Origin of the sequence: Sphingobium sp. (assembly GCF_049304695.1) — a bacterium.
GTDB lineage: Bacteria > Pseudomonadota > Alphaproteobacteria > Sphingomonadales > Sphingomonadaceae > Sphingobium.
Window position 1 is genome coordinate 28,512 of the sequence record NZ_JBAQOK010000032.1, and the last position, 25,251, is coordinate 53,762.

Here is a 25,251-nt window from a genome sequence, read left to right on the forward strand (position 1 = left end):
CTTACAACGGCTCGCAGGCAGCCGTGAGCCACGCCAGCGCGTCGCCATCCAGCTGCGGCCCGACAACCGCCAGTACCCTGGCATGATAGGCATCGATCCAGCCGCGCTCGCCCGCGTCCAGCATGTCGGTCGCGATCAGATTCCGGTCGATCGGCGCAAAGGTCAGCGTTTCGAACCCCAGCATCGGTTTTTCCGCGCCCGGCACGGCGCGTTCTTCGACCAGCACCAGATTTTCGATGCGGATGCCATATTCATGGGCCTTGTAATAGCCCGGCTCGTTGCTCAGGATCATGCCAGCGGCCAGCGGTTCGTCACCACCGCCAAATGTCGCAATCCGCTGCGGCCCTTCATGCACGGACAGGAAACTGCCCACGCCATGGCCGGTGCCATGGGCATAATCGAGACCCTGCGCCCACAGATACTGCCGCGCCAATATATCGAGCTGCCCGCCCCGCGTACCGACCGGAAAGACAGCGCGGGCGAGCGCAACATGCCCCTTGAGCACCAGCGTAAACCGTTCGCGCATTTCCGGCGTCGGCGTGCCGATCGCCAGCGTGCGGGTGACGTCGGTGGTGCCGTCGCGATACTGGCCGCCTGAATCTACCAGATAGAGCGTGCCGGTTTCGATCGGCCGGTTGGTCTTTTCCTCCACCCGGTAGTGGACGACCGCGCCGTTCGGCCCCGCGCCGCTGATCGTGTCGAACGACAGATCCTCCAGCAGGCCGGTTTCCTTGCGGAATGCCTCCAGCCGGTCGGCGGCGGACAGTTCGGTCTGGCCGCCCTTCGGCGCTTCGACCGAAACCCAGTGCAGGAACCGGCTGAGCGCCGCGCCGTCGCGCGCCTGCGCAGCCTTTTGCCCGGCAATTTCGACGCTGTTCTTGATCGCCTTTGGCAGGACAGCGGGGTCACGCAGCGGCAGCACCGTCGCGCCGCCCCGTTCCAGCGCGTCGAAGATCGCGGCGACCGCCCGTTCGGGGTCGGCCACCACGCGCTTTCCGTCCAGCGCCGTCAGCGCATCGGCAAAGGCGGTGCGATCATGCACGCGTACGGCGTTGCCCAGATGCTGCGCCACCGTTTCGTCCATCTTTTCCGGCGCGACATAGAGGTCGGCGGTCGCGTCGGCATGGACGATGGCATAGGCCAGCGCGACGGGCGTGCGATCGACATCCTTGCCCCGAATGTTGAAGGTCCAGGCGATCGAATCCAGTGCCGACAGCACCACCGCGTCGGCCTGCGTCTGCGTCAGCCAGTCCGCCATCGCGGCACGCTTTTCCGCTGCGCTCTGCCCGGCAAAACGATCGTCATGCACCACCAGCCGCGCGTCGCTGGGGGCGGGGCGATCCGGCCACACCGCGTCGATCGGATTGGTATCGACCGCGACCAGTTCCGCGCCCTTCTGCGCCAATGCCTGTGTCGCCTGCCTGACCCATGCGGCGGTGTGCAGCCATGGATCATATCCGATACGCGCGCCCTGACCCGCATGATCCTTCAGCCACGCCGCGATCGATGTCTGCGGCACGCTCTCATAGGTCCAGTGCGCGCCGTCCACCTGCTCGCGCACCTGCAAGGTATAGCGCCCGTCGGTAAAGATCGCTGCTTCTTCCGGCAGCACCACTGCGCTGCCTGCAGACCCCTGAAACCCCGTCAGCCAGGCCAGCCGCTGAGCATAGGCACCGACATATTCGCTCATATGCTCATCGGTCAGCGGAACGACGAACCCATCCAGCCGGTCACGCACCAGTTGCGCGCGCAGGGCTTTCAGGCGGTCTTCATAGGTGGACATTCACACTTCCTTGGACTTAAGCCCTTGCACGGGCCGTAAAGGCGACAACATAAGCAGGCTGGCGGGCAGATGCCAGCGCCGCCGATCTAGCCATAATGGATACTGAATGACCAAATCCTTGCAGCCACCCGTCGCCAACCGTCGTGCGCATGAATTTTCCCACCATGGCATCACGGTGACTGACGACTATGCCTGGCTGCGCGACCCCGGCTACCCGGATGTGAAGGACAAGGACATATTGTCCTATCTGGCCGAAGAAAACGTCTGGTTCGAAGCCGCCATGGCCCCGCACAAGGCGCTGACCGATACGCTGTTTGCCGAAATGAAGGCGCGTATCAAGGAAGACGACCAGTCCGTCCCGCAAAAGGATGGCGACTATATCTACTGGCGCGCGTTCGAAACCGGGGCGCAATATCGCAAATGGTATCGCAAGCCCGTGGCAGGCGGCCCGGACCAGTTGATTCTGGACGAAACCGCGCTGGCGCAGGGGCATGAGTATTTTCGTCTGGGCGCGATGTCGGTCAGCCCGGATGGACGCTACCTCGCCTATGCGATCGACACGGACGGGTCCGAACGGTTCGAAGCGCGGATCAAGGATCTGTTCAGCGGCGAGATATTGCCCGAAGTCATCCCCGATACCTTATCGTCGCTGGTGTGGACGTCGGACAGCAAGGGGCTGCTCTATGGCCTCGCCAACGAAAACTGGCGCACGGACAATGCGCGCCTGCACTGGCTGGGGCAGGGCGTCGATAGTGACGTCGAACTGTTCCATGAACATGATGAGGGCTTTCGCGTCTCGGTCGGGCTGACGTCTTCGGAAAAATATATCGTCATCGCGACGGGCGATCATGTGACGACCGAAGCCTGGCTGTTGCCCGCCAACGATCCGCTGGCGACCCCGGTGCTGATCGCGGCGCGCCAGCCGGGCCGCGAATATGAAGCGGACGAGCATGACGGCACGCTCTATATCCGCACCAACGACACCCATCCCAATTTCCGTCTGGTCCAGGCGACGATCGACGCACCAGACCAGTGGAGCGAGGTGATCGCGCCCGACGATCATTTCTACCTGACCGACTTCACCCTGTTCCAGCGTTTCTACGTCACCGAAGGGCGTCAGGACGGCCTGGATCAGATCGAACTGCGCGATTACGCCACGCACAGCCCCAAACGCATCCCTTTCCCGGAGGCGAGCTATTCGGCGGGGCTGGACGACAATCCCGAATATGATGTGACGACGCTGCGCATCGGTTATGAATCGATGGTCACGCCCGACACCATCTACGACTATCATCTCGATAGCGGGGCGATGGACGTGTTGAAGGTGCAGGAAATCCCGTCCGGGTACGATGCGACCCGCTACACCACCGAACGGCTGATGATCCCCGCGCGCGACGGCACGCAGGTGCCGGTGTCGATCGTCTATCCCAAAGACACGCCGCGCGATGGCAGCGCGCCGCTGCACCTCTATGGCTATGGCGCTTATGGCATGGCGATGGAGCCGGGCTTTTCCACCGGACGCCTTTCGCTGCTGGATCGCGGTATCGTCTTTGCGCTCGCCCATATCCGGGGCGGCGACGATCTGGGCCAGCAATGGTATCTCGACGGCAAGCTGGACAAGCGGACCAATACCTTCACCGACTTCGTGGATGTGGCGAAGGGGTTGATCGACCTGGGCTATACATCGGCGGGCAAGATCGGCATTTCCGGCGGATCGGCGGGCGGTGAACTGATGGGCGCGGTGGTCAATTCGGACCCGGCATTATGGGGCGCGGTGGTCGCGCATGTCCCCTTCGTCGATGTGCTCAACACCATGCTGGACGACAGCCTGCCGCTGACGCCGGGGGAATGGCCCGAATGGGGCAACCCGATCGAGGATAAGGCCGCGTTTGAAACCATCCTTGGCTATGACCCCTACAGCAATGTGAAGGCGCAGTCCTATCCGCCGATGATGGTGACGGCAGGTCTCAACGACCCGCGCGTCACCTATTGGGAGCCAGCCAAATGGGTGGCGAAGCTGCGCGCGACCAAGACGGACGACAATCTGCTGCTGCTGAAAACCAATATGGGCGCAGGCCATGGCGGCAAGTCGGGGCGCTTCGAATCCCTGCACGAAAGCGCGGAGGAATTTGCGTTTCTGTTGTGGCAGTTGGGGGTGGCGGGGTGATCGGGTTGACTCTCCCTCCGTTCGCCCTGAGCGAAGTCGAAGGGTCGCTTGAACGCAGTGAAGGCACTTCGCTCCGCTCAGAAAAGGGCTTCGACAGGCTCAGCCCGAACGGAGAATAATATGGCATCGTCTTACACCTGCACCATCACGGCGACCCCCGCCGACATCGACATCCTCGGCCACGTCAACAACGCCGTGTGGGTGCAGTGGATGGAGCAGGTGTCGGTCGATCACTGGAACCGCGATGCCGATCCCGCCCATGTCGATGCCTATGTTTGGGTCGTGACGCGCCACGAAATCGACTATCGCGGCAATGTGCAGGCGGGGGAGACCGTCGCCGCGCGGACGTGGATAGCGGAGCCGCCACGCGGCGCACGCTTCGACCGGATGATGGAGTTCACCGGTCCCGACGGCAAGGTGACGGTCGCGGCCAAATCCACCTGGGCGATCATCGACAAGGCGACCGGGCGAATACTGCGCGTGCCGCCAGAGGTCGCGGCGAACTTCGTCGATTAAGGCGTGACGACCGCAAAAACGTCCTCAACCCCCGGCCCGGCCGGCATATCCTCGCGCTCGCTCGCCTGCCGGTTCCACATCAGCGCATAGAGGCCGTCCGCCCGCACCAGATCGGCATGGCGTCCACGTTCGACGATGCGGCCCTGATCCAGCACGATGATCTCGTCGGCATCCACCACGGTGGACAGGCGATGCGCCACGACCAGCGTCGTTCTTTTGCGCGATATGTTGCGCAGCACGGTCTGTATTTCCGTCTCGGTCCGGCTATCGAGCGCGCTCGTCGCCTCGTCCAGCACCAGAACCGGCGGGTCTTTCAATAGCGTGCGGGCGATCGCCACCCGCTGCTTTTCCCCGCCCGACAGCTTCAGGCCACGCTCGCCAACCCGCGTGTCATAGCCGTGCGCCAGGCTCAGGATGAAATCATGGATCGACGCAGCTTTCGCCGCCGCCTCGATTTCGGCCTGCGATGCGCCTTCGCGGCCATAGCCGATATTATAGCCCACCGTGTCGTTGAACAGCACCATGTCCTGCGGCACGATGCCGATCGACGCGCGCAGCGACGCCTGCTTCACGGCGGCAATGTCCTGCCCGTCGATCGTCACCTGCCCGTCCTGAATGTCGTAAAATCGGAACAGGATGCGCGCGATGGTGGATTTGCCCGCGCCCGAAGGCCCGACGATGGCCAGCGTATGCCCGGCTGGCACGGCGAAGCTGACGTCGTGCAATATCTCGCGTTCGGGATCGTAGCCGAACCGCACATGGTCGAACCGCACAGCGCCGCCCTTTGCCTGCAACGCTGTCGCGCCCGGCGCATCGGCGATCTCCTGCGGCGTGTCCATCAGCTTGTACATCGCTTCCATGTCGATCAGCCCCTGCCGGATCGTGCGATACACCATGCCGAGCAGGTCGAGCGGCCGGAAAAGCTGGGCCAGCAGCGTATTGACCAGCACCACGTCGCCGGTCGTGAACTGCCCTTTGCTCCACCCCCACACGCTGTACGCCATCGCACCGCCCATCATCAGGTTGGTGATGAGCGACTGGCCGATGTTCAGCCATGCGAGGCTATTCTCGCTCTTGACCGCAGCTTTCGCGTAATTGCGCATCGACGTGGCATAGCGGTCTGCCTCACGGCTCTCCGCGCCGAAATATTTGACCGTCTCGAAATTCAGCAGGCTGTCGACCGCATGGGCCACTGCATTGGTGTCCATGTCCACCATGTCGCGGCGCAACTGGTTGCGCCATTCAGTGACGGTCCGCGTGAACCAGATATAGGCCGCCACCATCGCCAGCGTAGCGCCGACCATGCCGACGCCGAATTTGACGAGGAAGATGACGCACACCGCGACCAGTTCCAGGATCGTCGGCGCGATGTTGAACAGCAGGAAATAGAGCATCGTGTCGATGCTCTTGGTCCCGCGCTCGACCACCTTGGTGACAGCGCCCGTGCGCCGGTCGAGATGAAAACGCAGCGACAGCCGGTGCAGATGCACGAACACATCGTCCGCCAGCCGCCGTCCGGCTTCCTGCCCGACCTTCTCGAACACGGCGTTGCGCAGATTGTCGAACAATACGCCGCTGAACCGCGCGCCCGCATAGGCGACCACCAGAGCGATGGCGAGGCCCACCGCCGCCTCCATCCCCGGCGCCATCGCATCGATCGCGCCCTTATAGGCAAAGGGCATGGCGAGGCTGATGAGCTTGGCCGCCACCACCAGCACCATCGCGATAACGACCCGCCGCCGCAACGCGGGCGCATCGGCAGGCCAGAGATAAGGCAGGAAACGGCGGAACGTCGCCCAAACGGGGGGCAGAGGCGCAGAAGTGGGCATGTCGGGAGGCATGGACGCTATGTAGGGCGTGGCGCGCCGAAGTAAAAGCGCATGTCAGACCATGCCGTTATGTTGGCTATGCTGTCACCCGATGGCAAATGGTGCGATTGCGCCCGCCGTTCTTCGCCTCATACAGGGCGCTGTCCGCATCCTTGAGCGCCTGTTGCGGATCGGATGTGGTTACGGCGATCCCTGCCGAAAATGTCACCTGACCCAGTGGCTGATCGGTGTCGCGGACCCTGAACGTCCTCTCGCCTAGCGCAATCCGGGCTTTTTCGACCAGCACAAACGCATCGGCGTCGGAGGTTTCGGGAAACAATGCCACAAACTCCTCGCCGCCAAAGCGGGCGACGGGGTAGGGGGCCAGTTCCGATTGCAGGACTTCGGCAACGACCTTGAGCACCCGGTCGCCCACCGCATGTCCAAAGCGGTCGTTGATCGACTTGAAATGATCAATATCGCAAAATCCCAGAGTGATGCTGCCACACCGTTCAAATGCCTCGCGGATTTTACCGTCCATACATCTGCGGTTGGCCAGGCTGGTCAACGCATCTAGCGAGGCGTCATTGCGTGCCGTATCCAGTTCGAGCCGGAGCCGTTCGGTCTCCTTTTGGTTTTCGGCCAGTTCGCGTTCGACCTTCATCGTCTTTTCGCGCATGGCGTTGAGCACGTCCGCGACATCGAAACCGGAGGCAAGCTGCTCCATGCCCTCCGCCAGGTCGCGATTAAACGCACTTGTATGGGACAGGGCGGACGTGGCCAGATCGCTGAAGGTCAGTGCCTGCCTACGCAACTGGCTTTGCAGTTCGTCCATCGCATCCGATGGCATGGGGACAGCATCGTCCGCCGAATTGACCATCATTTCATTGACTTCACCTTGGGTCAGCCGGACCCCGCCGTCGGTGATATCATCGACCATTTTCCGCAAAAGGCCATTGTTTTGCGTCGTGTACAGAAATGCAAAGGCGTAATTGGCGGGGGTGGGATCAAGCAGATGCTGGTCGAGAAAGCGGATGACATCCTCCGCCACCTTTCTGTTTGAACTTTTTTTCCCCACCATGTGCAGTTCCCCCTTTTAGCCAATCTGATATGGCTTTAGTGCTGTCCGCCATAGAGCAACAAATTCAACTTTGCAGCATTTTCTGTATGATGCCAAAGCCCAACGGGATCGTGCCCGATCTGTGCCTCCATCGCGCGGCCAAACCCTTCGATCCTGCCGCCCGCATCGCGCGGCGCTGGACCGGCTTTGCGGTCGAACAGATCGCCATCGACGGCACGGAGCCGTTCAGTTTCCGGCGGTTCAGCGACACACATTATCTGGCGCTCCACGACATCGTCATGGATGAAGGGGAAATGCGCGTCGATGATACTGCGCCAACCGCAATCCGCGATTTAAGGGATACGATCACCTATCTTCCGTCGGGTTGCGCGATCGAGGGATGGTCCGCGCCTGCATCGCGCAGCAACAGCTTCATCGCGCTCTATTTCGACCCGTCCATGCTCAGGGACGAACTGGAGGTCAGCTACGAAACCGCCTCGCTCGCGCCCGCTCTCCATGTCCGCGAAAAACGGTTGTCGGCGACGATGCGAAAATTCAAGGCGGTCCTGCCCTCCGCCACGCTCGACGGCATTTACGCCGAAAGTGCATGTCTGCTTGCGGCGGTCGAAATATTATCGATGGCGCGGGCCACGAAAATCGGCGGCTTGTCGTCGCGCCAGACCCATAGCGTGCTCGCCCATATCGACGCGCATCTGGACCAGGATATGGGCTTGGCCGACTTGGCGGGGCTTGTCGGCCTCAGCCGTTTCCATTTCGGACGCGCGTTCAAGAAAACCACCGGCCAGTCGCCCTATGCCTTTATCCAACAGCGCAGGGTGGAAGCGGCAACCCTGCTGTTATCGAACAGCAAATGTTCGATCGAGGATGTGGCCCGGCGCTGCGGGTTCAGGACGACCGCCAATCTGCGACGGCAATTTCTGGTGGCCAAAGGGGCGACGCCAGCCGCGTTCCGGCGCGCGCTACAATGAAGGCGCGTCAACCTGCCCCGCGTGCCTGCCCCTATCGCCCGAACTTCTTCTGCGTCTTGCCATAGCGCAATTTCCGCGTCCCCGGTTTCCCCTCGGTCGCGCGCCCGCGAATGGCCGCGACCTGTTCGTGCGGTGGCAGGCCTAGTTCCTCGGCTTCCAGCTTGCGGATTTCGTCGCGGATGCGCCCGGCCGTCTCGAACTCCAGATCGGCGGCAGCCGCGCGCATCTTCTTTTCCAGATCTTCGATATAGGCGCGCAGATTGTGGCCGACCATGTGGGGGCGGTCGGCGTCGCCGGTATCGACCAGCACGCTGTCCTTGTTGGACACATGGGCGATGATGTCGCCGATGTTGCGCTTGATCGTGGTCGGCGTGATGCCATGTTCCAGATTATAGGCTTCCTGCTTTTCACGCCTGCGCCCGGTTTCGTTGAGCGCGCGCTCCATGGAGCCAGTGATCCGGTCGGCGTAGAGGATCACCCGCCCATCCACGTTACGCGCTGCCCGGCCGATCGTCTGGATCAGCGATGTTTCGGATCGCAGAAAGCCTTCCTTGTCCGCGTCGAGAATGGCGACGAGGCCACATTCGGGAATGTCCAGCCCTTCGCGCAGCAGGTTGATGCCGATCAGCACATCATAGACGCCCAGCCGCAGGTCGCGGATCAGCTCGATCCGTTCCAGCGTCTCTACGTCGCTATGCATGTAGCGGACCTTGATCCCCGCCTCGTGCATGAACTCGGTCAGATCCTCCGCCATCCGCTTGGTCAGCGTGGTGACGAGCGTACGATAGCCCTGCGCCGCGACCTTGCGACATTCGTTGATAAGGTCATCGACCTGATCTTCGACAGGCTTGATCTCGACCGGCGGGTCGATCAGCCCGGTGGGGCGGATCACCTGTTCGCTGAACACGCCGCCGGTCTGCTCCATTTCCCACTTGCCCGGCGTCGCGGACACGCTGACCGTCTGCGGTCGCATCACGTCCCATTCGTTGAAACGCAGCGGGCGGTTGTCGATGCAGGACGGCAGGCGGAAACCATATTCGGCCAGCGTGATCTTGCGCCGGTGATCGCCCCGCGCCATCGCGCCGATCTGCGGCACGGTCTGGTGGCTTTCATCCACGAACAATAGCGCGTTTTCGGGCAGATATTCGAACAGGGTCGGCGGCGGCTCGCCCGGCAGGCGTCCGGTCAGAAAGCGGCTGTAATTCTCGATCCCCGCGCAACTTCCCGTCGCCGCGATCATCTCCAGATCGAAATTGGTCCGCTGCTCCAGCCGCTGCGCCTCCAGCAGCTTGCCCTCGATCTCCAGTTCCTTCAACCGCTCTGTCAGTTCAAAGCGGATCGCCTCCATCGCCTGTTTCAGCGTCGGGCCGGGGGTCACATGGTGGCTGTTAGGAAAGACCTTCACATAGTCCAGGCTCGCGACCTTCTTGCCCGACAGCGGATCGAACTCGACGATCTCCTCAATCTCATTGCCGAAAAAGCTGATCCGCCAGGCCGTATCCTCATAATGGGACGGGAAAATCTCCAGATTGTCGCCCTTCACCCGGAAATTGCCGCGCGCGAAGGCCACATCGTTGCGCTTATATTGCAGCGCCACCAGCTTGCGGATCGTCTCGCGCTGGTCCTCGATCCCGCCCTTCTTCATCGAAAAGGTCATCGCCGAATAGGTTTCGACCGACCCGATACCATAAAGGCAACTGACGGACGCGACGATGATACAGTCGTCCCGTTCCAGCAGCGACCGGGTCGCCGAATGGCGCATCCGGTCGATGCTCTCGTTTACGCTGGATTCCTTCTCGATATAGGTGTCCGACCGCGCGACATAGGCTTCGGGCTGGTAATAATCATAATAGCTGACGAAATATTCGACCGCATTATCGGGAAAGAAGCTCTTGAACTCGCCATAAAGCTGCGCTGCCAGAATCTTGTTGGGCGCCAGGATCAGCGCCGGACGCTGCAACGCTTCGATCACCTTGGCCATGGTGAATGTCTTGCCGGACCCGGTGACGCCCAGCAGCACCTGGTCCCGCTCACCCGCCAGCGCCTGCTCCACCAATTCGGGGATCGCGGTGCGCTGGTCGCCCGATGGCTCATATTCGCTCACCAGCGTAAACGGCCTGCCGCCCTCGGTCTTTTCGGGGCGTGCGGGACGATGCGGAACGAAATTCTCATCCGTTTCCGGCTCGTCGAGCGTGGTGCGTATCTGAATGGCCATGGCGGGAATATGGTGTCTTCGGGCTAAGGTGCAATCGGGGTCAGGGTTTCAATTCAAAGCTGCCTTTGGGCATGGGCGGATAGACGACCGGCTTGTCGCCAAAGCGCGCGCGCAGGGCGGCTTCGCGGCGGTCGTCGTCCAGCACATCGACGTTCACTTCTTCGGGATATTTCAGGCTGACATGGAATTTCTTGCCCGTGATAGAATATTCCAGCACCGACCAGCGCATGTTGGGCTCATCCGATTCCAGATACCACGCATCCCAAAGCAATTCTGAAAGTGCCATGCCGCTGGGATCATACCAGCGCACTATGTCACCTTCATCTTTATAGAGACTTGGTCTGACCCATCCGTCACCGATTTCTACATAAAGAAATATTCCATTGGGGTCACCTCCGACTAGATCGGCAAGTTCCAGACCAATATCATTCATGAGCGGTCCCAACGCATCCAATTTATCACTTTCCACTGGGCTTGCCTTTCGCTTCGTTGGAGAAATCTTGGACGTTGGGCTTCCCATCGACATACCATTTGACGGTAAGTTTATAGGGCCGTTTGGACGCGCCCTCATAAAGCGGGATGATGGTGACAGATATTTTTCTGCCCGCGCGTAGCTCCTTGGACCATTCGTCCTCCATGGAACGATAGGCGCCACGATTGAAATTGGCGTCCTGCGCAAAATGATTGATGCTTTCGCGGGGCCCGTTGAAGCGAGCAGCGATGAAATGGCCGCCATCGTCGCCAGACCGACGATCGGGTTTGCCCGCATTTCTCTGATGTGTGCGAGAGCGTGACGCCGCCGGCCCATTCTGCAAATCTCCCGAAATTTGTCTGGCTCTCTTGATGGGATCGACGTCGAACGCATAGCCATTTTTCACCTCCCTTCGCCAATTTTCGCTAAGTATCTGGCGTTCCAGCGACGGCGGCTTGGCCACGTTTGGCGGCAGCTTCCCGTCGTGCGTATCGCTGTAATAGGCTAAGGCCAGAAGCTTATTTTTCGCCGCCCGTCCTGCATCCAGATAGGCCTGATGCGGCACCTTGATCCGTTGGCCGATCTGGAGCGGCTGGTCGACTGATTGCCCGTTCAGCCATGCGAGGCTGCGTGGGGTCAGCCCCTTACGCCGCGCCGCGATGCGCGACAGCGTATCGCCGGGCTGCACGGTATGAACCGAGTGGTTGGCAGGATGATGGGGACTGTTGGCCCTGCGCTCCAAGGTCCCGCCATCGCGACGCGGGGACGGCGATGACGAACTGTCCTGCGCACCTGCCCCGCCGAAGGAGCCGCCACCCCGGAACGACCCGCCAGAACTGCCTGGCCCAAAATGGCGTCCTTGGCCAGCAAAGGTGAAGCGGCCCGTCTCCTCATCATGCCAGGGATTATATTTTACCTCGACATCGATCGGCGCGATCCTTCGCCCCGTTCGCAGGTAAAGGCCAAAAGCGGTCAATGCGCCCGACATTATGCGTTGCATTCAAACTCCCCCCAAAGTTCGATTGATGCGCTAACATAAAACAAGGAACATAACAAGAACAAACTTCTTATCGCATTCTCCTTATCGCTTGATATGCTGTCCGTTCGGATATGTGCCGGACAAGGGGGATGCACCATGATCAAAGCCACCATATCAGCCGCCCTGATGACGCTCACTCTCGTTGCCTGCAACGACCAACCCGGCGAGAAGGCAGGCAACATCGCTGCCACCGACGCGATGAGCCAGGCGGACGTCAAGGCCGCCGTGGACAAGGTGCAGTTGAAGCCGGGTCAATGGGAAGGGGGCTTCGAAATCAAGGATATCGACCTGTCCGGTGTCCCCGGCGCGCCCGCGAATATGAAGCAGCAGATGCAGCGCATGATGAACCAGACGGGCCTGCGCTACTGCGTTACGCCAGAGCAGGCCGCCAACCCCAGCGCCGACATGTTCGGCGGGCAGGAGAGCAAGGACTGCACCTATGCCGGGTTCGATGCGTCGGGCGGCAAGGTGAAGGGGCAGGTGTCGTGCAAATCGCCCGGCGGCACGATGAACGCAGCCATGTCCGGCACCTATGCGCCCGAAAGCTACGCCATGACGCTGGACATGAAGATGGAGGGTGGCGCGAATGGACAGGCAATGGCGATGACTGCGCAATCGCACGGTCGATGGATCGGCCCGACCTGCGCCCCGTCAGGCAGCGCGGTGAAATAGCGCTGCGCGAAACCGCTTGCGCTTTCCTTCCGGTCAGTAGAGCCTCCCCTCGTTCCATCGCAAGAATGGGGAGAGGATATGCGTACCATTATATCGGCGGCCCTGCCGCTAGGGGCCATCTGTCTGCTCGCGTCCTGCGGCAGTGACCCCGCACCACCGCCACAGGTGGAGGAAGCCCCCGTCATGATGCGCGCGGGCCAGTGGGCCATCACGCGCAAAACGACCGGCTACAACACCCCCACTGTTACGCCTGCCCAATATCAGGCGGCGCTCAGGCAGGTCAGCGAAGACAAAATCTGCATCGCGATCGACAAGGACGGCGTCCCCGCCGCCGATGCGCTGGCCGGTGCGGATGGCAAGGATTGCACCTATAAGGACAAGATGGTGCGCAAGGGCCGCCTGATCGCGACGCTGAGTTGCACGGCTGGAAAAGGTACGTCGGAAATCGTGGTGGAGGGCAATTACACCGCCGACACGCTGACGCTGGGCACGACGATGACAAAGACGGAAGGCGGCAGCCCGGTGCTGCGCACGACGCAGGATCTGACCGGCAAGCGGGACGGGGACTGCCCGCCATCATGATCGGGCGGCGATCCGGTGCTATTCCAGCGCCCGGATCGCCCGCTCGTCACATTGCGCCTTCACGCGCGGCACCGGGCTGACCGTGGGCACCGCCATCGACTGGCCGATGCGCAGGGGAGCGAAGCGCTTGCCGTCGATCCCGGCGCAGCGCATCGCCAGCCGCAGCATCTTGGGCGGCGTATCCCATTGTTCGTAGGACAGGCGGAACGTTCCCCAGTGGATCGGGATCGCACTCGACGCGCCCAGCCGCTTGAACACCTCCACCGCCTGTTCCGGCCCGATATGCGCATTCGACGCCATCTGCCCTTTGGTAAAGCGGAACGCGCCGATCGGGATCAGCGCCAGCCGGATCGGCCCGATCCGCGCTGCCTGCGCTGGCCAGCCCATGTCGCCCGCGCCCGTGTCCCCGGCAAAGAAGATGTTGCCCGCGCGCGTTGCGATGACGAAACTCGACCATAAGGCCCGGTTGCGGTCGCTGCCCCAGCGGCTGCCCCAATGATGGTTGCGGGTCACATGCACGCGATAGTCGGGGCAATGTTCATATCGCCCGCACTGGATCACCGCCTGCGGTGCCAGCCCGTTCAATGCCGCGCCGCTGACCGACTGGCCCCAGTCCAGCGCTGTGGACGGAATGCCGTTGGCCTTCAAAATCGCGTCGTTGCCAAGGCTGGTGACGATCCGTGGCCGGTCGCGCGCCCATAATCGTTTCAGCGTCGGCAAATCCATATGGTCGTAATGATTGTGGCTCAACAGGATCAGGTCGATCTTGGGCAGGTCGTCGAACCGGATGCCCGGCTCCGCCACGCGCCTGGGGCCAAAGGGCGGCAGGGGGCTGGCATAGTCGGACCACACCGGATCGGTCAGGATATTGATCCCCGCCGCCTGCACCAGCACGGTCGCATGCCCTACCCATGTCGCCACCATCCCACGCGGCGCGGCAAAGGGCGCTGGTCGCGCAGGCTTGACCGCAATCCCCAGCGGCCATTGCGGCCGGTCATCATCCCCGATCAGCCAGCGCGCGATAAACCCCACCCGACTGCCGCCCGCTGGCCCCGGCATCGCGATCGCCCCATCGGGATTGAAGAAATGCGCCCCGTCATAATGCCGGCTGACCGGCCCCTCATAATAGAGGCGGTCCAGAAACGGCGGCACGATCGTCACGATCAGACACAGCGCCACGACCGCGAACAGCAGCGCAATCCCCATACCGCGAAGGATGGCGACCAGGCGACCTATGGCTGGCGACGATATGTTCATGCCCAGCGCCATAACGCATGGCGGTGTGGGGGCAAGAGGGCAGGAGATGAGGGTGCGTGGAGGAGCCGCCCAACCTTCCCGTCATTCCCGCGAATGCGGGAACCCATCTCCTGCTGTCGCGCCAAAACACAGCCTATCATGCATCATCCCTCCACGCCTCCGCGCGAAAAAGATGAAATCGCGCAGAGCCGCAGAGAAGCAGGTCGTGTGTGCGGGTGATTACAATTTGAAGTGGGAAGCGGACTGTCGGATTTTACTGCAGGGAGAAGAAAGCCGTTATCGCGCAGCCGTCTCTAAAAACGGCCGGAAAATGAGATTGAGCTTCTTGTTTCTCCACTCAGGTGTGCCTGAGTGTCCATCGGTTAATCCACGGGCGGTCATAAACGTCCACCAGTTTTGGCAGAGAGCATCGAACCGGCTGAGAGCGAAGCCCTCGCTATGGCTATGGGCAATCGCATGGTAAAGCACATAGCCGGACGGAACATCGTTATCTCCCTCTTCATATGCCAGTACCACCTCGCCATTGCGCCATCGCCGCTCCCTAAACTCGGAATGCTTTGACGTGTTCGCGATGGCGACGCAGGCGGATTGCTCCGGCACGGATGATATTACGTCTTTAAAAAAGATGTTGTCTTCCCACGAGATGCCAGCATCCTCAGCCGTGCGTTTGAGATGCTCTCGCACCCAGTCTTGGAGACTCGCCGCCGCGATGCAGACATTGATGGCCGCGTAAGCTAGGGGTTCCCTCTCATCGGGATAACTTATCTGAATGTCCCGGAAGCAATCTGCGTCCCATGCCAGCTTCGACCACATACCTACAGAATCACTTATGATTGCGGTGTGTTTTGTCGCTTGTGACATTATTGCCGCTTATCATGTTCAACTGGCAATGCTCAATTGTTATGTGAGCAGATTGTTAGTTTCGGAGAGATGATTTTTAGCTGGGTAATAGCAAATATTGTCATTGTCATGCGTCGGTATGCAGGAACCCGAGCATCAACTTCCCCATTCATCGCCCCACAGACCAGCCTCTTCCAAAATAGGATTTCCTCTGGTCTATCCTGTGCGGTGAAGGCCTCCGCCCCCTCGACCACCCCAACGCGTGCCTGTCGCGCCAGTGGCGCGTCCGTGTCGCCATCCCGTCGCGCTGATGTCGCGTCACCGTGGCCCCACCGACGCATCCCCGTGGCTTCGCAGGCGCATCCCCGTCGCTTCCCGCTCAAATCACCCGACGACAGTGTGAACTTCGCCCGTCGCGTCGATGCGACCCTATCCCTGATCCTGATAGGCCATTTGCAGGATACCCCAATGCCGTCCCCTGACATGGATCGATGCGATCACCTGTTTGAGCAGGATGACGGTGCCATCGGCGGTCAGGCGGCGATAGGCCTTGATGCAAAAGGGCTGGGTGGTCTTGGCCTGCGCGCGCGTGTCGGGGAAATCGAAGATCAGCCCCTGCCGGGAATGTTCGGCATTCCAGACGTCGTCGCCGGGTCGCTGCGGCTGGGCGCGTTCGGGCATGGCGATCGCGCCATAGGCGTTGCGGTCGGTAAAGGTCATGCCGAAAAGGCCGCTATACTGGCGCGCCAGTTCCTGCCGCGCCCGCGCCGTCGGCAACATCGCCGCCTGCACCGGATGGCTATATTGCGGCGGGCTGGTGCCGGGGATCGGCGCATAATCCTCGCTGAACAGCGCGTCTTCCCGCAACTGCCCCGAATCGATCGCCTGTTCCAGCACGTCGCTCATCGCCTGCGCCGATTCCAGGCTGAAGCGGATATAGGGCGAGTCGGGAATCGCCACGCCGCTTTCGGCCAGATATTGCAACAGCATGTTGGTGTCTTCGCTGGCGGTCGAAACGCGCCCGGACAGGCGTTGCAGCCCGTCCGCATTGTCGGTCGACGTGCTCGCCAGCGCGCTCAGCCCCGTGCGGATTTCCCCCGCCGATCCCACCATCGACGCAATGCGCTGCGCCACGGTTTCGCTGTTGTTCGACAGGTCCAGCATCAATGCGCCCAGCCGGTCGACCAGCGCCTCGATATTTTGCGTGTCTTCCTGCGCGGTGCGTGCCGTCTGCGCCCCGCGCGTGATGCTGTCCAGCATCCCGCCCGCTTCCCCGGTCAACGCGCTGATGGACTGTTCGATCTTATGGGTGGCGGTGCCGGTTTCCTGCGCCAGTTTCTTGACCTCTGCCGCGACCACGGCAAAGCCGCGTCCCGCATCGCCTGCGCGTGCCGCCTCGATCGTGGCGTTGAGCGCCAGCAAATTGGTCTGGCTGGCGATGCCGCTGATGACGCTGGTCACATGGGCGACGGTCTCCAACGCCTCGCCAAAGCCGTCCAGCCGCGCATGAATCTGGCTGACCTGATCGATCAGATCGACGAAGACGTGATTGGCGGCGGACAATTGTTTGCCCGAATCGTCGATGATGCCGCGTGCTGCGATGGCTTTCTCCCGCGCATCCTGTCCCGCCAGCGCCACGCGCTCGCCATCCTGCGACAATTGGGTGGCCGCGCCGCTGATCGCCTCGATCGTGCGGGCCTGCTGCGTCACGCGCCCGGCCAGTTCGCTGATGTCGGCCTGCAGGTCGAGCGTGCGGATGCCCAGGTCGCCCGACAATTTGGCGACCTTCATCACGGCCTTTGCGACGCTGTCTGTTTCTGGCTGATGTCCCACGTCAGAAAGGTTATTATACCGTGGTAAAGAAACGGTTAGTGCAGCGCACTGGCCAGCGCGAGCGCCACTCCGGCTGCAACCAGCAGCAAACCGGCCGCCTCGCTGCGCCGTATCCGCTCCTTAAGGTAGAAATGACCCAGCGCCATGGTGAAGGCGATCTCCACCTGCCCCACGATCCGCACCAGCGCGACCGGCGCGGTGGCAAAGCCGGTGAACCAGCAGGCCGAACCCAGCGCTGACAGCAGTCCGACCTGCCCCGAAACCCGCCAGCTTGCGAACACGCGGCCCATCTGCCCCGGCTCCCGCCACAATAGCCACGCGCCCTGCATCACGCTTTGCAACGCGACCGTCATGACCAGAACGACCAGCGCCGCCAGGATCGGGTCGCCCGTCTCCACCGTCTGCGTCGCCCGGCGAATGCCGATCGCGGTCAGGGCAAAGAAGAAACCGGACGCCATGCCGGTGATCGCCGCTGGCTGGCCCAGCGCGCGCACGAAGCCCATTGGTCCCATCCGCTGGCCACCGGTGGACAGGATCATCACCCCCAACACGCCGCATCCGATCCCTGCCCAGCTGAGCGGCGCAAGCGTTTCGCCCAGCAGCAGGAAGGACAATATCGCCCCCTGCACTGCCTCCGTTTTGGAATAGGCGGTGCCGACGACAAAATTACGATGGGCAAAGGCCATGATGAGCAGATTGGTGGCAATGATCTGCGCCAGCCCACCGCCGATACAGAACAGCAAAAACGATGGGCCGATCACTGGAAACGGTGCGGGAAAGGCGATCCGGTATCCGACCAGCAGGAGTAGCGTGAATGGCAGGCCGTAAAGATAGCGCACCAGCCCGGCCCCGTTGATCGACAGCGTCCGGCTGACGCGCCGCTGAAGCGCCGTGCGCCACGCCTGCACCGCGCCCGCCAGCAGCGTGGCGGGCAACCAGATGGGGGAAGTTATCATGCCCGCCCTATACAGCGTGCAGGAGCGCCGTCACCCATCGCCGCTAGCAAGGTGCGGGTAATGTTGCGGGATTGTCACGCACTGCAACATAACGCACAGCGGCACCACTCACCGGACATTTGTCACACTTCAGCAATAATTCAGGTCTAGCGGCACCCCATTCCGGGGGCGCACTTCATCCTGCCGCTGCCCGTGCAACCTGCATATATGATCGGGGACATATCGTGTCGAAATTGCCTTTGCTGCGCCGGGCGCTGGGACTGACCACGGCCTTGGGTGTACTGACGCTCGCCAATGCGGCCCATGCCCAACAGGCTGGCGCGGACGCGCAGCTGGACGAAATCGTCGTCACGGCCGAACGCCGCTCGGAAAATCTGCAAAAGGTGCCGATTTCGGTCGGCGTCGTGGCCGGTGACCAACTGCGCGCCTTCCAGAGCGGCGGCGGCGACATCCTCGAACTCGCCGCGCGTGTGCCCGGTCTCTATGCCGAAACCACGACCGGACGCATCTTCCCGCGCTTCTACATTCGTGGCCTGGGCAATATCGATTTCTATCTCGGCGCGTCGCAGCCCGTCTCGATCATCCAGGACGATGTGGTGCTTGAGCATGTCGTGCTCAAATCCAACCCGGTGTTCGACGTCAATCAGGTCGAAGTGCTGCGCGGCCCGCAGGGGTCGCTGTTCGGTCGCAACACCACGGCGGGCATCATCAAGTTCGATACCAACCGCCCGACCATGGACTGGCAGGGTCGCGCTTCGGCCAGCTATGGCAGCTACAACACCGTGTCGTTCGATGGTGGCATCGGTGGCCCGATCGTGGCGGACAAGCTCGCCTTCCGCGTTTCGGCCCTCTACCAGCATCGCGATGACTGGGTCGATAACACATATACCGGCGCCAGCGCCGACGGCACGACCGGCAAGAAGGACGCCATGGGCGGCTTCAACGAAAAGGACGTCCGCGTCCAGCTACTGATGGCGCCCAACGAAACGCTTTCGATGCTGACCAGCTTTCATGCGCGTGATTATGACGGCACCTCCACCATCTTCCACCGCGCCGGCCTGATCAAGGGGTCGAACAGCGTCGCCAACACGCCGCGCAGCTCGGTCGCGCTCGACGAAGCGATGAACAACCCGCAGGCGTACAAGACCTATGGCGCGTCCGAACATATCGCGCTCGACTTCGGCCCGGTCACGCTGACCTCCATCACCGCTTATGAAACGACCAAGGGCTATAGCCGTGGCGATACCGATGGCGGCGCGGGCGCGAACTTCCCGGTCGGCGGCGTCGCCAACGGCTTTGGCCAGAGCCAGGGCAATATCCGCGATCTCGATCAGTTGAGCCAGGAAGTGCGCCTCGCCAGCAATGGCGACGACGCCTTCAAATGGCAGGTGGGCGGCATGTATTTCGACAGCCGCGACACCACCGATTTCTACCAGCGCGCCTATTTCCTGACGACGGCGGCGAACAACCCCAACAACTGGGTGCGTTTGCGCAACAAGAATGAAAGCTGGGCGCTGTTTGGGCAGGCCAGCTATGAACTGACCCCCGGCTTCACCATCACGGCAGGCGGCCGTTACACCCGCGATGCCAAGGAAACGCGTCTGGTGAAAGCCACCGCCAATGCGGCGGGCGTGTCCACTTATGCCGGGCGTCGTTACGTCAAGCTGGTCGGCAAGGAACCCAGCTGGGACGTCAGCGCCCTGTATGAAGTCAGCCCCGAAGTCAGCCTCTATGCCCGCGTCGCCCGCGGCTTCCGTGGTCCCACGATTCAGGGCCGCTCGGCTGTGTTCAACAGCGATTTCACCACGGCGGATTCGGAAACGATCATGTCCTATGAAGCGGGCATCAAGACCAGCCTGCTCGACAACCGCGTGCGCTTCAACCTGTCGGGCTTCGCCTATCGGGTGAAGGATATCCAGTTGAACGGCAACGACGTCAACGGCAACGGCGTGTTGTTCAATGCAGACAAGGCCGACGCCTATGGCATGGAAGCCGAACTGGAAGCGCGTCCGTTCGAAAACCTGACCCTGTCGGCGGGCCTCAGCCTGCTGCATAGCCAGATCAAGGACAAGAATGTCTATGCGCAGGTCTGCATCCTGAACGGCACGGTCGTCTGCACGGTGGAGGATCCCACGATCAAGGTGGGCGCCAACACCTTTGCCCAGATCGACGGCAATCCGCTCCCCAACGCGCCGAAATATACCGCCAACATCGCGGCCCGCTACGACGTGCCTTTGGGCAATGGCGGCAAGATCTTCGCCGCGACCGACTGGAATATTCAGGGCTACACCAACTTCGTCCTCTATCGGACGAAGGAATTTTATTCGAAGGGCGATTTTGAAGGCGGCCTGAAGGTCGGCTACACAGCGCCCGACGGCAAATATGAAATTGCCGCCTTCGCCCGCAACATCACCAATGAAAAGAACCTCAAGGGCGTGATCGAAAACTATATGGCCGCCGTCTTCAACGAACCACGCGTCATCGGCATATCGCTCAGCGGCAAGCTGTAAGGGCGGCGGGGGAGGCTAACCTCCCCCCATCCGTTCGTTTCGAGCCTTCGACTGCCTGCCAAGTCGATGACAGTCAGGACAGGCCAAGGTCGACAAACACACAAGCGCGCCGTCAGTAATCTGGCGGCGCGCTTTTCCGTTCAACTCGGCTTTGTCGTTGCTACATCTTTCGCCCATTCGGGCGCATGCTGCAATGTGCGGCCCATGGTCCAGTTGGACTCCAGCCGCACCACTGGATTGGGCGCGCACCATATCTCCCCCGAATCGGTCAATCCCGTCACCCAGATCAGATTATGTTCCTGCCCATAATCGATGACGGCCAGGGCATAGCCCTTGCCCTTTCCCTCGACATGAACGGGTAGAGGCGGATCAAGCTGCGTGAAGGACATGGGCGATGCTCCGACGGTGTGAAGGTGCCGGTGATAATGCAGCGCGAAGGGCGCAGTTCCTCCATGATCGAGCAGAGTTAACGACGATCAGTCATTTTCCTCTCCCCATGTCAGGCATGGGGAGAATGAAAGCCTCATGCCTGCTCCAACAGTCCCTCGCGCTTGATCTTTTCCTGCCACACCAGCGGGGCGAGGCGATGGACATTCTGCCCTTCGCTATCGACCGCCACCGTCACCGGCATGTCCTGCACGTCGAACTCGTAGATCGCTTCCATGCCCAGATCCTCGAAACCGACGACCTTTGCGCCCTTGATCGCGCGCGCAACCAGATAGGCCGCACCGCCGACCGCCATCAAATAGGCGCTCTTGTGCTTCGCGATGCTGTCCGTGGCAGCAGGGCCACGTTCGGCCTTGCCGATGCAGGCTGCCAGCCCCTGTTCCAGCATCATGTCCATGAAGCTGTCCATGCGGGTCGCGGTGGTAGGACCGGCCGGGCCAACCACTTCGTCGCGCACCGGATCGACCGGCCCGACATAATAGATTACTCGTCCCCTGAAATCGACCGGCAGTGGCTCACCCCGGCTCAGCATATCCTTGATCCGCTTGTGCGCAGCGTCGCGTCCGGTCAGCATCTTGCCATTGAGCAGCAGCCGGTCGCCATGCTTCCAGCTTTGCACGATCTGCGGCGTCAGAGTGTTGAGATCGACATGGATAGCCTCCTTGCTCGGCTTCCAGTCGACCTGCGGCCATTCAGAAATCTTGGGCGCTTCCAGATAGGTGGGGCCGGACCCGTCGAGCGTGAAATGCGCGTGGCGCGTCGCTGCGCAATTGGGGATCATCGCCACCGGCTTTCCCGCCGCATGGCAGGGATAGTCGGAAATCTTGACGTCCAATATGGTCGATAATCCGCCCAGACCCTGCGCGCCGATGCCCAGCGCATTGACCTTGTCGAAAATCTCGATCCGCATCTCTTCGATCTTGTTCTGCGGCCCGCGCAGCTTGAGTTCGCCCATGTCGATGGGTTCCATCAGGCTTTCCTTGGCCAGCGCCACCGCCTTTTCCGCAGTGCCGCCGATGCCGATGCCCAACATGCCGGGCGGGCACCAGCCAGCGCCCATCTGCGGGATCATGTCCAACACCCAGTCGACGATCGAATCGCTGGGGTTCATCATCTTGAACTTGGTCTTGTTCTCAGACCCGCCGCCCTTGGCCGCGACGTCGATGATGACCTTGTTCCCCGGCACCATCTCCACGTTCAGTACGCAGGGCGTATTATCTTTGGTGTTCTGTCTGGAAAAGGCCGGATCGCGCAGGATCGACGCCCTCAACCGATTCTCCGGGTTAAGGTACGCCTTGCGCACGCCATCATCCACGATGTCCTGCATCGACCGGCTGTTATCGTCCAGACGGCAATCCATGCCCCATTTGACGAAGACGTTGACGATGCCGGTGTCCTGGCAGATCGGGCGATGCCCCTCCGCGCACATGCGGCTGTTGGTCAGGATCTGCGCGATCGCGTCCTTGGCCGCCGGATTGGCTTCCGCGTCATAGGCTTTGCCCAGCGCCCGGATATAATCCATCGGATGATAATAGCTGATGAACTGGAGCGCGTCGGCGACGCTGTCGATCAGATCGGCGGTCTTGATGATGGTCATCGTGGCCATATATCCCTTGTTGCGGCCCGCCTCTGCACGGCAGTCCCTGCAAGGGTGAGCGGCTAGTGCGGAATCGCGGCCAAGTCCAGAGAGGTTCAGGATCATGCAGGCGACTCCGGTATCTGCATGACGATGCCATCGCGCCGCCCGACGGGTTTGCGTGGCAAGGCAAAATTATTTTTTATTCGACTTTCCTCTACTTGTCTTTTGCGGGGGCCGCGAAAGTCCGTGCGTCGCTGCAATGCGGGGGTGGCAATGCGGGCATCGTGGCGCTGGTTGCATATGCCAAGAGTCCCTAAACCGTCATTTACCCCCTTGTGTCTGCCAAGGGCTATGGCACTATCTGTGGTATCGGGTTAACAGGGGTTACCCAACAGATTGTGATTGCGGCGCTGGAACGCTTTTCTGCGCGGGGAGAAATTTCCCTCATAATCCGGTCGGTTGGAGCCTTCTCTGTCCCGGCGATGGGTCGGTGCCATAAGCGGCTTGACCGAATCGAACGGAACAGGAACATTTGAGGGCTGATATGGATTTTCGCGATAGTGGACAGGGTGGTGCAGGCGACGTGGCGACGGTGATGGACGATCTGATCGAAAAGACGATGGATGACGCAAAGGTGACGGCCGCCGCCGCTGCCAAGGCCGCGCCCTTGTCTTCCTCCTCCGTGGCGGAACGGCGCTTCGATGTCGTGACCGATTCGTCGCGCGACGCGCTGCTGACGGAGTTTGGCAAGGACACGCTGAACGACCGCTATCTGTTGCCCGGCGAATCCTATCAGGATCTGTTCGCCCGCGTCGCGTCGGCCTATTCCGACGATCAGGATCATGCCCAGCGGGTCTATGATTATATTTCGCGCCTGTGGTTCATGCCCGCCACGCCCGTCCTGTCGAACGGCGGCACCGGGCGCGGTCTGCCGATCAGCTGCTATCTCAACAGCGTGGACGACAGTCTGGAAGGTATCGTCAACACCTGGAACGAAAATGTCTGGCTCGCCTCGCGCGGCGGCGGCATCGGCACCTATTGGGGCAGCGTGCGCGGCATCGGCGAGCCGGTCGGCCTGAATGGCAAGACCAGCGGCATCATCCCCTTCGTCCGCGTGATGGACAGCCTGACGCTGGCGATTTCGCAAGGGTCGCTGCGCCGGGGTTCGGCCGCCTGCTATCTCGACGTGTCCCACCCGGAGATTGAAGAGTTTCTGGAAATTCGCAAACCGTCGGGCGATTTCAATCGCAAGGCATTGAACCTGCACCACGGCGTCCTGCTGACCGACGAATTTATGGAAGCCGTGCGCGATGGCAGCGACTTCCATTTGCGCAGTCCCAAGGATCAGTCGATCCGCAGCACGGTCAATGCCCGCGCGCTGTTCCAGAAGCTGGTCGAAACCCGTCTGGCCACCGGCGAACCCTATATCGTGTTCAACGACACGGTGAACCGCATGATGCCCAAACATCATCGCGATCTGGGGCTGAAGGTTTCGACGTCGAACCTCTGTTCCGAAATCACCCTGCCGACGGGGCGCGACCATCTGGGCAATGATCGCACGGCGGTCTGCTGCCTGTCGTCGATGAACCTGGAGACATGGGACGAGTGGAAGGACGAAAAGCTCTTCGCCGAAGACATCATGCGCTTCCTCGACAATGTGCTGCAGGATTATATCGACCGCGCGCCGCCCGAAATGGCGCGCGCCAAATATAGCGCCGGACGCGAACGCTCGGTCGGCCTTGGCGTCATGGGCTTCCACAGCTTCCTTCAGGCCCGTGGCATCCCGTTCGAAGGCGCGATGGCCAAGTCGTGGAACCTGCGGATGTTCAAACATATCAAGGCTCAGGTGGACGAAGCCTCGATGCAACTCGCGATCGAGCGCGGCCCATGCCCCGACGCCGCCGATCAGGGCGTGATGGAACGGTTCAGCTGCAAGATGGCGATCGCGCCCACTGCGTCGATCTCGATCATCTGCGGCGGCACGTCCGCCTGCATCGAGCCGATCCCGGCCAACATCTACACGCACAAGACGCTGTCGGGCAGCTTCTCGATCAAGAATCCCTATCTGGAAAAGCTGCTGGTCGCCAAGTCCAAGGATTCGACCAACGTCTGGAACTCGATCCTCGAACGTGGCGGCAGCGTCCAGCATCTCGACTTCCTGAGCCAGGAAGAAAAGGACACGTTCAAGACCAGCTTTGAAATCGACCAGCGCTGGCTGCTGGAACTGGCCGCCGACCGCACGCCCTATATCGATCAGGCGCAGTCGCTGAACCTGTTCATCCCGGCGGACGTGGAAAAATGGGATCTGCTCATGCTCCACTTCCGCGCATGGGAACTGGGCATCAAGTCGCTTTATTATCTGCGGTCCAAATCGGTGCAGCGCGCCGGCTTTGCGGGTGGGGTAGAGGCCGACAACACGATCGATGCGCCCAAGTTCGAAATCGGCGAAACCACGGATTATGACGAGTGTCTGGCCTGTCAGTAATCCTTGCGAGCAGGGAGTTGGCGCGGCGGTTGATGCCGCCG

19 protein-coding genes are annotated in these 25,251 nt (G+C 61.4%); 7 read left to right on the top strand and 12 right to left on the bottom strand.

Annotation, left to right across the window (positions count from 1 at the left end; all coding sequences use genetic code 11):
* Position 1 precedes the first annotated feature (1 nt).
* On the bottom strand, positions 2 to 1,783 hold the full coding sequence (locus tag WA070_RS04455; protein ID WP_422632951.1) for an aminopeptidase P family protein: 1,782 nt from the start codon (positions 1,781 to 1,783) through the stop codon (positions 2 to 4).
* 106 nt (positions 1,784 to 1,889) lie between these two features.
* On the opposite strand from WA070_RS04455, the gene WA070_RS04460 reads away from it, so the two are divergent.
* Both WA070_RS04460 and WA070_RS04465 read left to right on the top strand, forming a co-directional pair.
* The gene (locus tag WA070_RS04460) at positions 1,890 to 3,950 is read left to right on the top strand and encodes a S9 family peptidase (protein ID WP_422632952.1); all 2,061 of its coding nucleotides are present in this window, start codon (positions 1,890 to 1,892) and stop codon (positions 3,948 to 3,950) included.
* A gap of 120 nt (positions 3,951 to 4,070) precedes the next feature.
* The gene (locus WA070_RS04465; RefSeq protein ID WP_422632953.1) at positions 4,071 to 4,466 is read left to right on the top strand and encodes an acyl-CoA thioesterase; all 396 of its coding nucleotides are present in this window, start codon (positions 4,071 to 4,073) and stop codon (positions 4,464 to 4,466) included.
* Here the strand turns inward: WA070_RS04465 and WA070_RS04470 are convergent.
* Together WA070_RS04470 and WA070_RS04475 are read right to left on the bottom strand one after the other, a co-directional pair.
* On the bottom strand, positions 4,463 to 6,307 hold the full coding sequence (locus tag WA070_RS04470; RefSeq protein ID WP_422632954.1) for an ABCB family ABC transporter ATP-binding protein/permease: 1,845 nt from the start codon (positions 6,305 to 6,307) through the stop codon (positions 4,463 to 4,465). The genes WA070_RS04465 and WA070_RS04470 overlap by 4 nt on opposite strands.
* A 64-nt stretch (positions 6,308 to 6,371) precedes the next feature.
* The gene (locus WA070_RS04475) at positions 6,372 to 7,355 is read right to left on the bottom strand and encodes a diguanylate cyclase (protein ID WP_422632955.1); all 984 of its coding nucleotides are present in this window, start codon (positions 7,353 to 7,355) and stop codon (positions 6,372 to 6,374) included.
* Positions 7,356 to 7,441: 86 nt separating this feature from the next.
* On the opposite strand from WA070_RS04475, the gene WA070_RS04480 reads away from it, so the two are divergent.
* Positions 7,442 to 8,323 (top strand): helix-turn-helix domain-containing protein, encoded by an 882-nt coding sequence (locus WA070_RS04480; RefSeq protein WP_422632956.1) that lies wholly within the window; start codon positions 7,442 to 7,444, stop codon positions 8,321 to 8,323.
* 31 nt (positions 8,324 to 8,354) lie between these two features.
* On the opposite strand, the gene uvrB is transcribed toward WA070_RS04480, so the two are convergent.
* Genes uvrB through WA070_RS04495 form a run of 3 tightly spaced genes read right to left on the bottom strand, consistent with a single transcriptional unit; the run spans position 8,355 to position 12,010 of the window.
* Positions 8,355 to 10,538 carry an excinuclease ABC subunit UvrB gene (uvrB, locus tag WA070_RS04485; protein WP_422632957.1) on the bottom strand — a complete coding sequence of 728 codons (2,184 nt, stop codon included), beginning with the start codon at positions 10,536 to 10,538 and terminating at the stop codon, positions 8,355 to 8,357.
* Between the two features lie 40 nt (positions 10,539 to 10,578).
* Positions 10,579 to 11,007 (bottom strand): hypothetical protein, encoded by a 429-nt coding sequence (locus WA070_RS04490; RefSeq protein ID WP_422632958.1) that lies wholly within the window; start codon positions 11,005 to 11,007, stop codon positions 10,579 to 10,581.
* Positions 10,997 to 12,010, bottom strand: coding sequence for a DNA/RNA non-specific endonuclease (locus tag WA070_RS04495; RefSeq protein WP_422632959.1), 1,014 nt, complete (start codon positions 12,008 to 12,010; stop codon positions 10,997 to 10,999). Before WA070_RS04495 ends, WA070_RS04490 begins: the two co-directional genes overlap by 11 nt.
* A gap of 135 nt (positions 12,011 to 12,145) precedes the next feature.
* Between WA070_RS04495 and WA070_RS04500 the strand changes: the two genes are divergently transcribed.
* Together WA070_RS04500 and WA070_RS04505 are read left to right on the top strand one after the other, a co-directional pair.
* Positions 12,146 to 12,721 carry a DUF3617 domain-containing protein gene (locus WA070_RS04500; protein WP_422632960.1) on the top strand — a complete coding sequence of 192 codons (576 nt, stop codon included), beginning with the start codon at positions 12,146 to 12,148 and terminating at the stop codon, positions 12,719 to 12,721.
* A 78-nt stretch (positions 12,722 to 12,799) separates the two neighbouring features.
* Positions 12,800 to 13,303 (top strand): DUF3617 domain-containing protein, encoded by a 504-nt coding sequence (locus WA070_RS04505; RefSeq protein ID WP_422632961.1) that lies wholly within the window; start codon positions 12,800 to 12,802, stop codon positions 13,301 to 13,303.
* An 18-nt stretch (positions 13,304 to 13,321) separates the two neighbouring features.
* Here the strand turns inward: WA070_RS04505 and WA070_RS04510 are convergent, their stop codons facing one another.
* The 4 genes from WA070_RS04510 to WA070_RS04525 all read right to left on the bottom strand — a co-directional run bounded on the left by WA070_RS04510 (position 13,322) and on the right by WA070_RS04525 (position 18,189).
* Positions 13,322 to 14,560, bottom strand: a complete 1,239-nt coding sequence (locus tag WA070_RS04510; RefSeq protein ID WP_422632962.1) for an MBL fold metallo-hydrolase — start codon at positions 14,558 to 14,560, stop codon at positions 13,322 to 13,324.
* Positions 14,561 to 14,836: 276 nt separating this feature from the next.
* Positions 14,837 to 15,421, bottom strand: a complete 585-nt coding sequence (locus WA070_RS04515; RefSeq protein ID WP_422632963.1) for a hypothetical protein — start codon at positions 15,419 to 15,421, stop codon at positions 14,837 to 14,839.
* Between the two features lie 408 nt (positions 15,422 to 15,829).
* On the bottom strand, positions 15,830 to 17,191 hold the full coding sequence (locus tag WA070_RS04520; protein ID WP_422633060.1) for a methyl-accepting chemotaxis protein: 1,362 nt from the start codon (positions 17,189 to 17,191) through the stop codon (positions 15,830 to 15,832).
* 77 nt (positions 17,192 to 17,268) lie between these two features.
* Positions 17,269 to 18,189 (bottom strand): EamA family transporter, encoded by a 921-nt coding sequence (locus WA070_RS04525; protein WP_422632964.1) that lies wholly within the window; start codon positions 18,187 to 18,189, stop codon positions 17,269 to 17,271.
* Positions 18,190 to 18,413: 224 nt separating this feature from the next.
* Between WA070_RS04525 and WA070_RS04530 the strand changes: the two genes are divergently transcribed.
* Complete coding sequence (locus WA070_RS04530) at positions 18,414 to 20,699, top strand: TonB-dependent receptor (protein ID WP_422632965.1); 2,286 nt, start codon at positions 18,414 to 18,416, stop codon at positions 20,697 to 20,699.
* 140 nt (positions 20,700 to 20,839) lie between these two features.
* Here WA070_RS04530 and WA070_RS04535 read toward each other — a convergent pair whose 3' ends face one another.
* Positions 20,840 to 21,088, bottom strand: a complete 249-nt coding sequence (locus tag WA070_RS04535) for a hypothetical protein (protein WP_422632966.1) — start codon at positions 21,086 to 21,088, stop codon at positions 20,840 to 20,842.
* Between the two features lie 134 nt (positions 21,089 to 21,222).
* Positions 21,223 to 22,743, bottom strand: coding sequence for a fumarate hydratase (locus WA070_RS04540; protein WP_422633061.1), 1,521 nt, complete (start codon positions 22,741 to 22,743; stop codon positions 21,223 to 21,225).
* A 526-nt stretch (positions 22,744 to 23,269) separates the two neighbouring features.
* Between WA070_RS04540 and WA070_RS04545 the strand changes: the two genes are divergently transcribed.
* A complete protein-coding gene (locus WA070_RS04545; protein WP_422632967.1) occupies positions 23,270 to 25,210 on the top strand; it encodes a ribonucleoside-diphosphate reductase subunit alpha in 1,941 nt (646 codons plus the stop codon).
* Positions 25,211 to 25,251: the final 41 nt, after the last annotated feature.